The following is a 12,947-nucleotide window of genomic DNA, read 5'->3' on the forward strand; positions in this document are numbered from 1 at the left end:
CGGCGGGCACCGCAGACCGCTGACCGTCTCGGCCCCGCGGTCGGCTGACGGCCTCGGCCACCGCGGTGGCTCAGCCGACCGGGTCGTCGGCTCCGTACGGCCGCAGGCGCAACTGGCGGGCGGTGCCCTCGGGGGTGGTGGCGCGCAGCACGTCGAGGTCGTCGGCGCCCGCCCGGAAGAACCGCCCCGACCACTGGTCCAGCTCACCGGCGGCGATCGCCAGGGCCAGGGCCACCACGTCCTCCGGGCGGGTCCACTCGGTGCGCCCGGCGTGCATCGGCATCGCCCGGGTCATCTCGGTGTCGATCACGCCCGGCGCCAGGTCGAACGCGCGCACCCCGTGCGCCGCGCCGGCCAGGTCGATCGCCTCGGTGATCCGCATCTGCGCGGTCTTGCCGGCCGAGTAGGCGCTGTAGACGTCGCTCCCCCGGGTGCCCAGACCGCTGGCCAGCCCGATCACCCGGCCACCGCCGGCGGCGATCATCCCGGGGACGACGGCGCGGGAGACCAGGAACGGCCCCCGCACCTGGCTCTCCACGACCTGCCACCACTGGTCGGGGTCGGCTTCCCACAGCGGCACCTCGGCGGCGTCGATGAGGCCGGCGTTGTTGACCAGCAGGGTGACCGGCCCGAGGTCTGCGGTCACCTGGGTGACCGCGGCCTGCACCGCGCCGGGGTCGGTGACGTCGGCGGCCACCGCCAGGGTGCGGACACCGGTGGCGTCGGCGACCTCGGCCATCGCCGCGTGCAGCCGGTCGGCCGACCGCGCCAGCCCGGCCACGGTTGCGCCGCGCTCGGCCAGCCCCTGCGCCAGGTACCGGCCGATCCCGGCCGACGCCCCGGTGACCAGCGCGACCGTGCCGCTCAAGTCAGTCACGCGAGCCCGCCTCTCCAATTGCTCCACGAAGAATGGCGCCTGCATCAGCAGCTGCAGCGCTCAGGGCAGCAGCGACGGCCTCGGCCACCTCGCCGCGAGTCAACGTGCGGTCCGCGGCCCGGAAGGTTAGCGCGTAGGCAAGAGACTTATCCGTCTCCTCGACTCGGTCCCCCTCGTAGACGTCGAAGAGGTCGATGCTCTCGAGGAGGTCGCCCGCACCACGACGAAGTGCTGCCTCGACATCCGCCACTGGGATCTCCCGCTGCACCACGACTGCCAGATCAGTGTGTACCGGCGGGAAGGTCGAGACGTGCGGCCCGACGGCCACCGGCGCGGCGGGCAGGGCGTCGACGTCGAGCTCCATGGCGCAGGTGCGCGCAGGGAGGTCGAGCGCCGAGCAGACCCGCGGGTGCAGCTCCCCGGCGTGGCCGACGACCCGGTCGCCGACGAGCAGCTCCGCGCAGCGGCCCGGGTGCCAGGGCGCCAGCTCACCGGCCCGCACGGTCAGCTCGACACCGGCCGCGGCGGCCACGGTCCGCGCCGCCTGCACGGCGTCGGCCCAGGTGCCCGGGCGGCCCGGCCCCCACCAGCCGCGGGGTTCGAGGTTCCCGGCCAGCACCACGCCCACGTGCCAGGGCTGCTCGGGCACCGCGCCGAGCAGCGCCGCCAGCACGTCGTCGCCGGGGCGCCGGTCGACCCCGGGCACCGGGGCCTGGGTGCGCGGCCCGCCCGGAAAGACCGCACCGTGCTCGAACACGGCGACGTCGCGCTGCCCGCGGGCCAGGTTGCGGGCGAGCGTGGCCAGCAGCCCGGGCAGCAGCGTCGTCCGCATCGCCGGGGCCTCCTCCGACAGCGGGTTGCGCAGCGTGATCAGCGACCGCCGGGCGTCGTCCGCGGGCAGGCCGAGGGCGTCCAGTTGCGCCTCCCCCACGAACGGGTAGGACGGCGCCTCGACGTAGCCGGCGTCGGCGAGGGCGCGGCCGATGCTGCGCCGGCGGCGCTGGCGCTCGGTGAGCCCACGACCCGGCGGCGCGGTCGGCAGCACGGAGGGGATCTCGTCGAAGCCCAGGTAGCGGACGACCTCCTCGACCAGGTCGGCCGGGTCGGTGAGGTCACCGCGCCAGGACGGGGGCGTGACCTGCAGCTGCTGGCCGTCCCCCTCGACCGTCGCGCCGATCGCCTGCAGCACCTCCACGACCTGCGACCGCGGGTACTCCACGCCGGCGATCCGGCCGGGCCGGCCGGCGTCCAGCGCGATCACCGGGCGCGGGCCGCGCACGTCGAGGTCGACGGGTGCACCGACGACGTGGGCGCCGCCGTACTGGGCCAGCAGCGCGGCGGCCCGGGCGAGCGCCACGACGGTGACGTCGGGGTCCGTGCCCCGCTCGAAGCGCTTGGCCGCCTCGCTGGGCAGCTTGTGCCGGCGCACCCCGCGCCCGATGCCGGCCGGCTCCCAGTGCGCGGCCTCCAGCAGCACCGCGGTGGTGGTCGAGCCGATCTCGGTCGAAGCGCCGCCCATCACCCCGGCCAGCCCGATCGGCCCGGACTCGTCGGCGATCAGCAGATCGTCGCCGGTGAGCGCCCGGTCGACGCCGTCCAGCGTGGTCAGCCGCTCGCCGTCGGCCGCCCGGCGCACTGTGATCGACCCGGTGACGGTGTCGCGGTCGAAGGCGTGCATCGGCTGGCCGAGCTCGAGCATCACGAAGTTCGTGACGTCGACGGCGAGGGAGATGCTGCGGATGCCGCACTGGGCCAGCCGCCGGCGCAGCTCCCACGGGCTGGGCGCGGTCGCGTCCAGGCCCTCCATCGCCACCATGGAGAAGCGGTCGCAGCGGCCCGGGTCGGCCACCTCGACGGCCCAGCCCGGCTCACCGGACCAGGCCGGGGGCGTGAGCGCGGCCGGGTCGCGCCAGTCGACGCCGAGCGCCCCGGCCAGGTCTCGGGCGATGCCCCGCAGGCTCATCGCGTAGCCGCGGTCGGGGGTCACCTCGAGGTCGAAGACGACCTCGTCCAGACCGAGGACGCCGGCGGCCGGCTTCCCGGGGGTGAAGCCCTCCTGCCCGAGCACCAGGATGCCGGCGTGGTCCTCCCCGATGCCCAGCTCGCGGACCGAACAGATCATCCCGTCGGAGACGTGGTCGTAGGTCGTCCGGGCGGCGATGGCGAAGTCCCCGGGCAGCACCGCACCGGGCAGCGCCGCGACGACCAGATCGCCGACGGCGAAGTTGCGGGCGCCGCAGACGATGCCTCGTACATCCCGCCCACCAGCCCCCGGCGAAGCCTCCTCCCCCACGTCGACCTGGCAGTACCGGATCGGCTTCTTGAAGCCGGTGAGCTCCTCGATCTCCAGCACCCGGCCGACCACGAGCGGGCCGGTGGTGACCGGTGGCCGGAGCACCTCCTCGACCTCGAAGCCGAGCCGGACGAACGCCTCGTCCAGCTCCTCGACCGTCGTCCCCGCGGGGATGTCGACGTGCTCGCTCAGCCAGCTGACGGGGACCTTCACTGCTCAACTCCGAACGCACTCGTGAAGCGGACGTCGCCCTCGACGATGTCGCGCATGTCGCCGACCCCGGAGCGGAACTGCAGCGCCCGCTCGATGCCCATCCCGAAGGCGAAGCCGGTGTACTCCTCGGGGTCGATGCCGCAGGCGACCAGGACCCGGGGGTTGACCATCCCGCAGCCGCCCCACTCCACCCAGCGCGGCCCGTCCCGGTGCTCGGGGAACCAGACGTCGAACTCCGCCGACGGCTCGGTGAAGGGGAAGAAGTGCGGCCGCCACCGGGTCAGCGCGTCGGCGCCGAACAGCTGGCGGGCCAGGTGGTCCAGGGTGCCGCGCAGGTGGGCCATGGTCAGGCCGCGGTCGACGGCGAGGCCCTCGACCTGGTGGAAGACCGGGGTGTGCGTGGCGTCCAGCTCGTCGGTGCGGTAGACCCGGCCGGGCGCGACCACGTAGATCGGCGGCCGGCGCTCGAGCATCGTGCGCGCCTGCACCGGGCTGGTGTGCGTGCGCAGCACCAGCCCGGAGTCCTCGGGCGCGACGAAGAAGGTGTCGGCCAGCGACCGCGCCGGGTGGTCCGGGCCGGTGTTCAGCGCGTCGAAGTTCAGCCACTCGGCCTCGAGCTCCGGGCCCTCGGCGATCTCGTAGCCCATCCCGACGAAGACGTCGGAGATGCGGTCGGTCAGCGTGGTGAGCGGGTGCCGGGCGCCGGGCAGGGCACGGTCCCAGGGCAGCGTGACGTCGACGCGCTCCTCGGCGAGGACCCGCTCGTCACGCTCTGCCTCCAGCACCGCCAGCCGGGCGGCGTGGGCCTCGGTGACCGCGACGCGGGCGGCGTTGACCCGCTTGCCGGCGTCCGAGCGGGCGTGTGGGGGCAGCGCGCCGAGCTCGCGGCGGGCCAGCAGCACCGGCGCGCGATCGCCCAGGTGCGCGGGGCGGACGGCGGCCAGGGCCTCCAGGTCACCGGCGGCGGAGAAGGCATCGATCGCTGCCTGCACCGCCGCGTCGAGGGCCTCCGCGGACAGCGCGGCGACCTGCTTGGGGTCATAGGGGTCGTTGGCGCCAGACACGGGAGGCCATTCTGCCCGGACGCACCGGCTCGGCGCGCCCGGGTCGGGCGCCACCATCACGGCGACGGCCCCGGACGACGGACCCCGGGCTCACCCCCAGGGGTGGTACTGCGACCCGCGACCTGTGGGTTCGGGCCCGCCGACGCCGATCCCCCGGTCGTGACCTCGACCCACGCCCCTGTCGCGACGATCGACGCGGTGCTCGCCTCCGGCAGCGTGCACAGCCTGTACCAGCCGATCGTGGAGCTGGACTCAGGCCGCGTCGTCGCCTACGAGGCGCTCGCCCGCGGCCCGCAGGGACCGCTGCACACCCCCGACGCCCTCTTCGCCGCCGCCCGGTCGGCCGGCCGGCTCGCCGAGCTGGACGCGCTGTGCCGGTCCGCCGCGCTGCGCGGTGCGGTCGCCGCGGAGCTCGGCCCGCCGCTGACGGTGTTCGTCAACGTCGAGCCGCAGGTGCTGGAGTCCGCGCCGCTGGAGGAGCTGCTGGCCATCGCCACCACCGCCCCGGCGGGGTTGCGGGTCGTCGTGGAGATCACCGAGCGGGCGCTGGCCACCCGCCCGGCGGACCTGCTTCGTGCCGTGGAACGGGTCCGTGAGGTGGGCTGGGGCATCGCCCTGGACGACGTCGGGGCCGAGTCGATGTCCCTGGCCTTCATGCCGCTGCTGCGTCCCGACGTGGTCAAGCTCGACCTGCGCCTGGTCCAGCAGCGGCCCGGCCCGGCGGTCGCCGAGATCATGAACGCGGTCAACGGCTACGCCGAGCGCACCGGGGCGCTCATCCTGGCCGAGGGGATCGAGGACGAGGCCCACCTGGCGATGGCGCGCGCGCTGGGCGCCAGCCTCGGGCAGGGCTGGCACTTCGGCCGGCCGGGCGCCACCGCGGTGCCGGACCGGGAGGTCGGCCGGCTGGAGCTGCCCGGCACGAGCGGCGCGGTCGGCAACGCGGAGACCTCCCCGTTCAGCTGCCTGCCGGACGGGACGAAGCTGCGCACCGCACCGAAGGCGCTGCTCATCGAACTGAGCAAGCACCTGGAGCGCCAGGCCATGCGGCTCGGTGAGACCTGCGTGGTCGCCGCCACCTTCCAGGAGGCCCGGCACTTCACCCCCGCGACCGGGCTCCGCTACCGGGACCTGGTCGCCCGCACGGGCTTCGTGTGCGCGCTCGGTGCCGACCTGCCGGTCGAGCCGCTGCCCGGGGTGCGCGGCGCCCACCTCGCGCCGGCCGACCCGGTGCGCGGGGAGTGGGACGTCGTCGTGCTGAGCCCGCACTTCAGTGCCGCGCTGCTGGCCCGGGACCTCGGCGACGGCGGCCCGGACATGCAGCGCCGCTACGAGTACGCCCTCACCTACGACCGGCGGACGGTCGAACGCGCGGGGGTCTCCTTGGTCGCGCGGGTCGCCGCCGAGCCGCTCCCAGTCGAGACGGTGCCGGAGGTCGCCGTCCCGACGGCTGCCCCGGCCGCCGCGGACGCCGCCGGCCGCACGCCGGACGAGGTGCTCCTGCAGCGCGCCCTGGCGGCGACGACCAGCGGGGTCACGATCGCGGACATGACGGCGCCGGACCAGCCACTGGTGTACGTCAACGCCGCCTTCGAACAGCTCGCCGGCCTGGAGGCCGGGGAGGTGCTGGGCCGCAACTGCCGCTTCCTCCAGGGCTCGGACACCGACCCGGGCACGGTGGACCGCATGCGCCAGGCCATCCGGGAGGGCGCGGAGTTCCGGGCCACGCTGCTCAACCACCGCGGGCCCGGCCGGGAGCCGTGGTGGAACGAGATCCACCTGGCCCCGGTTCTCAACGCCGCCGGCGACGTCGTCCAGTACATCGGCGTGCAGACCGACGTCACCGGCCGGGTGACCGCGGAGCGGGAGCTGCTCCGTGAGCGCGACCGCACCCGCCAGCACCTGGCGCAGATCGAGGAGCTCGCCTACACCGACCCGCTCACCGCGCTGCCCAACCGGCGCCGCTTCGAGGAGCGGATGGAGTCCGCGCTGTGGCAGGCCCGGCTCGACGGCTCAGCGGTTGCGTTGCTCTTCCTCGACCTCGACGGATTCAAGGCGGTCAACGACGCCCTGGGCCACGCCGCCGGGGACGAGCTGCTGCAGGTGGTCGCCGACCGGCTGCGCGGCCGGCTGCGCCGGGGAGACCTGCTGGCCCGGCTCGGCGGCGACGAGTTCCTCGTCGGGCTGCTCGGGCTGGACCCGTCGACGGCGCTGCGCGAGGCCGGCCAGGTGGCCGAGCAGCTGGTGGCGGCGGTGACCGAACCGGTGGTGCTGTGCACCCAGACCGTGCAGGTGCAGGCCAGCGTCGGGATCAGCGTCCACCCGGACGACGGCGCCGAGTTCGGCCCGCTGCTGCACCGGGCCGACGCCCGGATGTACGCCGCCAAGCACCCGGCCGGCCTCTGAGCTACTCGGCGAGCTGCGTGGCGTAGAGGCAGATCGAGGCGGCCACCGACAGGTTGAGGCTCTCCGCCCGGCCCCGCATCGGGATGCGCACCCGCGCGTCGGCGAGCGCGGCCAGCGCGGGGTCCAACCCGCGGGCCTCGTTGCCGAACAACCACAGCACCGGCCCGCCGAGCAGCCCCTCGTCCCCGGCGGCGTCCAGGGCCACCTCTCCCCCGCCGTCGGCGGCCAGCACGGTCGTCCCCGCGGCCTGCACCTGCGGCACGAGCTCGGCCAGCGGTGCCCTGCGCACGACGTCGACGTGGAACAGGCTGCCGGCGCTGCTGCGCACCACCTTGCCGTTGTAGGGGTCGGCGGAGCCGGCGCCGAAGACCACGGTGCGGGCGCCGCAGGCGTCGGCGGTGCGCAGCACCGTGCCGGCGTTCCCGGGGTCGGCGAGCTCGGCCAGGGCCACCGCCAGCCGCGGCGGATCGGTCACCAGCGTCTCGGCCGGCACGTCGCGCAGCGCACAGACGGCGACCAGCCCCTGCGGCGTCACCGTCTCCGACAGCGAGGCGACCGCTCGGTCGGTGGCCACGTGCACGGGCACCCGGGCAGCGGCCAGCAGGTCCCGGTGGGCGGTCGCCGCGGCCTCGGTGACGAACAGCTCGAGGACGGCGCCCGGGTCGTCCTGGGCCTCGGCCAGTGCCTCGCTGACCGCCTGCCGCCCCTCGGCGAGGAAGGCCCCGGCGTCGTCCCGACCGCTGCGCCGGGTGAGCTTGCGGGCGGTGGCGATCCGCGCCGAGCGCTCGGTCAGCATGTCGGGCACGGGGGTTCCTCTCGGCGGGTGGGCGCAGACGACGACGCCGCCACCCGTGGGTCTCGGGGACCCACCGGCGACGGCGTCGTCAGGTGGTACGGGGGTGCTCAGGCGGCCTGGGTGGGGGCCTGGGTGCCGGCCGCCTCGGGGTTCGCGGCGAGCGCGGCCCGGGCGGACTCCACCAGGGTGGCGAAGGTGGCGGGCTCGTTCACGGCGAGCTCGGCCAGGACGCGACGGTCCAGCTCGATGCCGGCCAGCTTGAGGCCCTGCATGAACCGGTTGTAGGTCATGTCGTTCTGCCGGGCCGCGGCGTTGATCCGGGTGATCCACAGCTTGCGGAAGTCACCCTTGCGGACCTTGCGGTCGCGGTAGTTGTAGGTGGCCGAGTGGAGGATCTGCTCCTTGGCCTTGCGGTACAGCCGCGAGCGCTGGCCGCGGTAACCGCTGGCTGCCTCGAGGGTCGTACGGCGCTTCTTCTGGGCGTTGACCGCCCGCTTCACGCGTGCCACGTGAGAGCTCCTGTCTGCTGGTTACGGAAGGGGACGGTCAGAGACCGAGGAGCTTCTTCATCCGGCTGTTGTCCGCCGGGGAGAGCACCTCGATGCCGCTGATCCGGCGCTTCCGGCTCGAGGACTTGTGCTCGAACTTGTGCTGGTTGTTCGTGTGCTCACGCACCAGCTTCCCGGTGCCCGTGACGCGGATGCGCTTGGCCGCGCCCTTGTGGGTCTTGTTCTTCGGCATGTCCTCGTCCTCGTCTGCGTGTGTGTCCGCGCCGGGAGCAGGGGGCTGCTCCCGGCGCGGGCCGTCTCGGTGGTGCGGGGCCCTCTCCCGGCTCAGGCCGGGGGGGCCTGCTCGCCGGATGCCGCCTGCTTCTCGGCCTTGGCGGAGCGCCGCGCGTCGTCGGTCGCCGCCTGGTTCCGGTGCGGCGCGATCACCATGACCATGTTCCGGCCGTCCTGCTTCGGGTTGGACTCCACCACCCCGAGGTCGGCGACGTCGCCGGCCAGCCGCTGCAGCAGCTTGTAGCCCATCTCGGGGCGGGACTGCTCGCGACCGCGGAACATCACGGTGATCTTGACCTTGTCGCCGCCCTTGAGGAAGCGCTCGACGTGGCCCTTCTTGGTCTCGTAGTCGTGCGGGTCGATCTTGAGGCGCAGCCGCATCTCCTTGATGACGGTGAGCGCCTGGTTCCGCCGGGCCTCACGGGCCTTCTGCGCGGCTTCGTACTTGAACTTCCCGTAGTCCATGAGCTTGACGACGGGGGGCCGGGCCATGGGCGCGACCTCGACCAGGTCGAGCTCGGAGTCCTGGGCCAGGCGCAGCGCCTCGCCGATCGGCACGATGCCGACCTGCTCGCCCTCCGGTCCGACCAGGCGGACCTCGGGAACGCGGATACGGTCGTTGATGCGGGGCTCGGTGATGGCCTCTCCTCTGCTGCTGCGGGGAGGAGTCGCACCCGTCCCGGGCTCCGACGCAGAAAGGCCCCGTGAGCTGGTGCTCACGGGGCCCACTCGCCGGGTCACCGCAGCGGGCACCCCGGGGCGGGGGTGCTCGTGCGGCCGCGCGAGTCGACCGGGGCCGACCTGCGCGAACCGGGGACCTGAGCGCCTGTGCGGCGCCAGGTGGGAGCGGGCTCCTCTTTGGTCAGCGGCAACGGTCTCTGCAGACCGCGGCCGCTGTGGTTCTCGCGCCTCGATGTAGCGGGGGGAGGCACGCCCACAGTACAGCGCCCGGGCCCCCGCCGTCATTCCCGGGGGTACAGCAGCTCCTCCTGCGGCGCGGGGTTGCGCGCCTGGTGGTCGGCGAGCAGCGCCCGGAGCCCCCGGACGGCGGTCAGCGCCCGCTCCCCGTCGGCTGCCTGGACGGCTCCGATGGCCACCTCGTCGTCGTTGCCCAGCAGCAGGCTCGCCCACGGCGAGTGCTGGTCGAAGCGGACGGCGCGCACCGCCGACCAGGGCACCTCGTGGTTGATGACGACGTTGCGGATCCGCACACCGTCGGCGTCGGCGTCCACCCGGGACCGGCCCAGCAGCATCACCCCGGCCCCCATCGCGACGCCCAGCCCCACCATGGCGACCTGGTCGGCGGTCCGGAAGGACACCACGCCGGTGGTCGACTCCTTCAGCAGGACGGCGACCACGCTCATCACGAGCACCAGGCCGGCCGCCATCAGCGCGGTGATCACCCGCAACCGGCGCGGGACGGCGGAGACCGGGGAGGGCGTGGGATGGGCGGGCACGTCACCATCCTGCCCGCTCCAGCGGGCGCGGCGCAGACGTGCAGGTGGGGACGGCGACGCCGCCTCCCGCGCCCCGGACGTCCGGGGTGTGGGGCTGCACGTCACACGGATGGAACACCGAGGACGCACCATGGACGGGTGACCGACAGCCAGCTCGACCACCCCGTGGCCAGCCCTGCCGGAGAGCCCCCGGTGCCGGACCTGCTGCCGCTGGCCGGCTACACGGTCGCGGTCACCGCGGCCCGCCGCAGCGAGGAGCTGGGCGCACTGCTGGACCGCCGGGGCGCCCGGGTGCTGTACGCCCCGGCGATCCGGATCGTGCCGCTGTCCGACGACGCCGACCTGGTCACCGCCACCCGGGAGGTGCTGGCCGCACCGGTCGACCTGGTCGTGGCCACCACCGGGGTCGGCTTCCGCGGCTGGCTGGAGGCCGCCGAGGCCTGGGACCTGCCGTTGCGCGAGCACCTGGCCACCGCCCGGGTGCTGGCCCGTGGACCGAAGGCCCGCGGCGCGATCCGCGGGGCCGGCCTGGTCGATGCCTGGTCACCGGAGTCGGAGAGCTCGGCCGAGGTGCTGTCGCACCTGCTGTCCGGGGCCGAGGGCCCGCTGCCCGGCCGCCGGATCGCCGTCCAGCTGCACGGCGACCCACTGCCCGAGCTCGTCGCCGGGCTGGTGCGGGCCGGCGCCGAGGTGATCAGGGTGCCGGTCTACCGCTGGGTGCTGCCCGAGGACACCGCTCCGCTGCGCCGCCTGGTCGCGGTGATCGCCGCGCGCGCCGTCGACGCGGTCACCTTCACCAGCGCACCGGCCGCCGCCAGCCTGCTGCAGGTGGCCGAGGAGGAGGGCGTGTACGCCGGCGTCCTCAGTGCCCTCACCGACGCCGTGCTCCCGGTCGCCGTCGGCCCGGTCACCGCTGCTCCGCTCGAGGCCGCCGGCGTCCGGTCCGTCCAGCCCGAGCGGGCCCGGCTCGGTGCGCTGGCCCGCTCGGTCGTCGCCGAGCTGCCGGCCCGGCACCCGGTGCTGCACTCCGGTCCGCACAGCCTGCAGGTCCGTGGGCACGCCGTCGTCCTGGACGGCCGGCTCGTGGAGCTGGCGCCGGGACCGATGGCGGTGCTGCGTGCCCTGGCCCGGCGTCCCGGCGTCGTCGTCTCCCGCGCCGACCTGCTGGGCGAGCTCTCCGGTGGCGGCGACGCGCACGCCGTGGAGATGGCCGTGACCCGGCTGCGCGCCGCCCTGGGCGCGCCCGTGGTGCAGACCGTGGTCAAGCGCGGCTACCGCCTCGCCGTCTGAACCACCCCGCCGTCTGAACCACCTCGCCGGCTGGACCTCCTGGACCGCCCGGCCGGCCGGGCCGGCACGTCGCTGACCGGTGGGGTCGAACGCGTGTCCTGGCCCTCACACCGGTGCCTCCGGGCCGGTGCGGCCGTTGTTCCGTGCGGGTCACGTCGCCGCGTCCGTCCCGAAACGGCTCCTCCCTAGCGTTCGCGTTGCCCGGCCGGACGACCCGGCCGACCGCACCCGAGGAGCTCGATGACCCCCGTCCTCCCGAAGTCCGACGCCGCCGCCCTGGTGGTCGCCGCCCGGATCAGGCGTGGCCTGACCTGGGCCCAGCTCGCCGAGGAGATCGGCGCGCCGGTCGTCTGGACCACCGCCGCCCTGCTGGGCCAGCACCCGATGACCCAGGAGCAGGCACGGTGCGCCTGCCTGCTGCTGGGGCTGGACGAGAGCGTCGAGGAGAGCCTGCGCCTGCAGCCCTCCCGCGGCGCCGACCCGGCCACCCTGACCGACCCCACGGTCTACCGGTTCCACGAGGCGCTGTCGGTCTACGGGCCGGCGCTCAAGGAGCTGATCCACGAGGAGTTCGGCGACGGGATCATGAGCGCGATCAACTTCCGCGTCGACATCGCCCGCCGGCCCGACCCGGACGGCGACCGGGTCGTCGTCACCTTCGACGGGAAGTTCCTGGACTACCGGTGGTGACCGGAGTCCCCGCACCGCCACCCGCCGCGACGCCCGCGTGCCCGGCCACCCCTTCCGCACAGCCGAGGAGCACCTCATGTCCTACGTGAGCCCCAAGGACTTCACCACCAAGATGATCGACGCGGGTGAGGCGAAGGTCTTCATGGCCACCCGCGACACGTTGATCCGGGCGTTCATGGCCGGGGCGATCCTGGCGCTGGCCGCGGCCTTCGCCGTCACCGTCACCGTGCAGACCGGCCAGCCCATCGTCGGGGCGCTGCTCTTCCCGGTCGGCTTCTGCCTGCTCTACCTGCTCGGCTTCGACCTGCTGACCGGGGTCTTCACCCTGGTGCCGCTGGCCCTGTTCGACAAGCGGCCGGGCGTGACCGTGCGCGGCATGCTGCGGAACTGGGGGCTGGTCTTCCTCGGCAACTTCGGCGGGGCGATCACCATCGCCGTGATCATGGCGGTGATCTTCACCTACGGCTTCGCCATGCCGCCGAGCGAGGTGGGCCAGGCGATCGGCTCCATCGGCGAGGGCCGCACGGTCGGGTACGCCGAGTTCGGCGCCGCCGGGATGCTGACGCTGTTCCTGCGCGCGGTGCTGTGCAACTGGATGGTCTCCACCGGGGTCGTCGCCGCGATGATGTCGACGTCGGTGACCGGCAAGGTCGTGGCCATGTGGATGCCGATCCTGGTCTTCTTCTACATGGGCTTCGAGCACTCGATCGTGAACATGTTCCTGTTCCCCTCCGGCCTGATGCTGGGCGGCGACTTCTCCGTCTCGGACTACCTGATCTGGAACGAGATCCCGACCGTGCTGGGCAACCTGGTGGGCGGGGTGACCTTCGTCGGGCTGACCCTGTACGCCACCCACGCCCGCACCGCGGCCCCCCGCAACGCCGCCGTCCTCCCGGTGCTCGCCGTGCCGGCCGACACCACGACGGCCGACACCACCACGGCCGACACCACGACCGCCGACACCACGGCCGCGGCCGCGGCCGCCGACACCACCACGGTCGGGGCCCGCTGACCCCTGACCGGCGCCGGCGGCGCGCAGGGCACGACGACGAGGCGGCCTCTCTCCGGAGCGGCCGCCT

Annotated in this window: 12 protein-coding genes; 4 read left to right on the forward strand and 8 right to left on the reverse strand. The window is 74.5% G+C overall.

Translation table 11 applies throughout. The features are described 5' to 3' along the window. Window positions 1–70: 70 nt before the first annotated feature. Genes O2W15_RS14870 through pheS form a run of 3 tightly spaced genes read right to left on the reverse strand, consistent with a single transcriptional unit; the run spans window position 71 to window position 4,447 of the window. A complete protein-coding gene (locus O2W15_RS14870) occupies window positions 71–877 on the reverse strand; it encodes an SDR family NAD(P)-dependent oxidoreductase (RefSeq protein ID WP_269179949.1) in 807 nt (268 codons plus the stop codon). Beyond that, complete coding sequence (gene pheT, locus O2W15_RS14875) at window positions 870–3,383, reverse strand: phenylalanine--tRNA ligase subunit beta (protein WP_269179950.1); 2,514 nt, start codon at window positions 3,381–3,383, stop codon at window positions 870–872. Before pheT ends, O2W15_RS14870 begins: the two co-directional genes overlap by 8 nt. After that, complete coding sequence (pheS, locus tag O2W15_RS14880; RefSeq protein WP_269165475.1) at window positions 3,380–4,447, reverse strand: phenylalanine--tRNA ligase subunit alpha; 1,068 nt, start codon at window positions 4,445–4,447, stop codon at window positions 3,380–3,382. Before pheS ends, pheT begins: the two co-directional genes overlap by 4 nt. 159 nt (window positions 4,448–4,606) lie before the next feature. Between pheS and O2W15_RS14885 the strand changes: the two genes are divergently transcribed. Further along, window positions 4,607–6,853: a diguanylate cyclase domain-containing protein gene (locus O2W15_RS14885; protein ID WP_269179951.1), complete on the forward strand. Its 2,247-nt coding sequence runs from the start codon at window positions 4,607–4,609 to the stop codon at window positions 6,851–6,853. Between the two features lies 1 nt (window position 6,854). On the opposite strand, the gene O2W15_RS14890 is transcribed toward O2W15_RS14885, so the two are convergent. From O2W15_RS14890 to O2W15_RS14910, 5 genes are all read right to left on the reverse strand, one after another. Then, a complete protein-coding gene (locus O2W15_RS14890; protein ID WP_269180269.1) occupies window positions 6,855–7,649 on the reverse strand; it encodes a TrmH family RNA methyltransferase in 795 nt (264 codons plus the stop codon). Window positions 7,650–7,756: 107 nt separating this feature from the next. Then, on the reverse strand, window positions 7,757–8,158 hold the full coding sequence (gene rplT, locus O2W15_RS14895; RefSeq protein WP_269165477.1) for a 50S ribosomal protein L20: 402 nt from the start codon (window positions 8,156–8,158) through the stop codon (window positions 7,757–7,759). A gap of 37 nt (window positions 8,159–8,195) precedes the next feature. Continuing rightward, the gene (gene rpmI, locus O2W15_RS14900) at window positions 8,196–8,390 is read right to left on the reverse strand and encodes a 50S ribosomal protein L35 (RefSeq protein ID WP_036336530.1); all 195 of its coding nucleotides are present in this window, start codon (window positions 8,388–8,390) and stop codon (window positions 8,196–8,198) included. 92 nt (window positions 8,391–8,482) lie between these two features. After that, the gene (gene infC / locus O2W15_RS14905; RefSeq protein ID WP_331253879.1) at window positions 8,483–9,160 is read right to left on the reverse strand and encodes a translation initiation factor IF-3; all 678 of its coding nucleotides are present in this window, start codon (window positions 9,158–9,160) and stop codon (window positions 8,483–8,485) included. 233 nt (window positions 9,161–9,393) lie between these two features. Beyond that, entirely contained in the window at window positions 9,394–9,888 is a 495-nt protein-coding gene (locus O2W15_RS14910; protein ID WP_269179952.1) for a PH domain-containing protein, read from the reverse strand. A gap of 138 nt (window positions 9,889–10,026) precedes the next feature. Here O2W15_RS14910 and O2W15_RS14915 point away from each other — a divergent pair, with 138 nt between their 5' ends. From O2W15_RS14915 to O2W15_RS14925, 3 genes are all read left to right on the forward strand, one after another. Next, a complete protein-coding gene (locus O2W15_RS14915) occupies window positions 10,027–11,178 on the forward strand; it encodes a uroporphyrinogen-III synthase (RefSeq protein ID WP_269179953.1) in 1,152 nt (383 codons plus the stop codon). Window positions 11,179–11,418: 240 nt separating this feature from the next. Further along, a complete protein-coding gene (cynS, locus tag O2W15_RS14920) occupies window positions 11,419–11,868 on the forward strand; it encodes a cyanase (protein ID WP_269179954.1) in 450 nt (149 codons plus the stop codon). Window positions 11,869–11,944: 76 nt separating this feature from the next. Then, window positions 11,945–12,880, forward strand: coding sequence for a formate/nitrite transporter family protein (locus O2W15_RS14925; RefSeq protein WP_269179955.1), 936 nt, complete (start codon window positions 11,945–11,947; stop codon window positions 12,878–12,880). Window positions 12,881–12,947 lie beyond the last annotated feature (67 nt).

Source organism: Modestobacter sp. VKM Ac-2979, assembly GCF_026967995.1.
Lineage (GTDB): Bacteria > Actinomycetota > Actinomycetes > Mycobacteriales > Geodermatophilaceae > Modestobacter.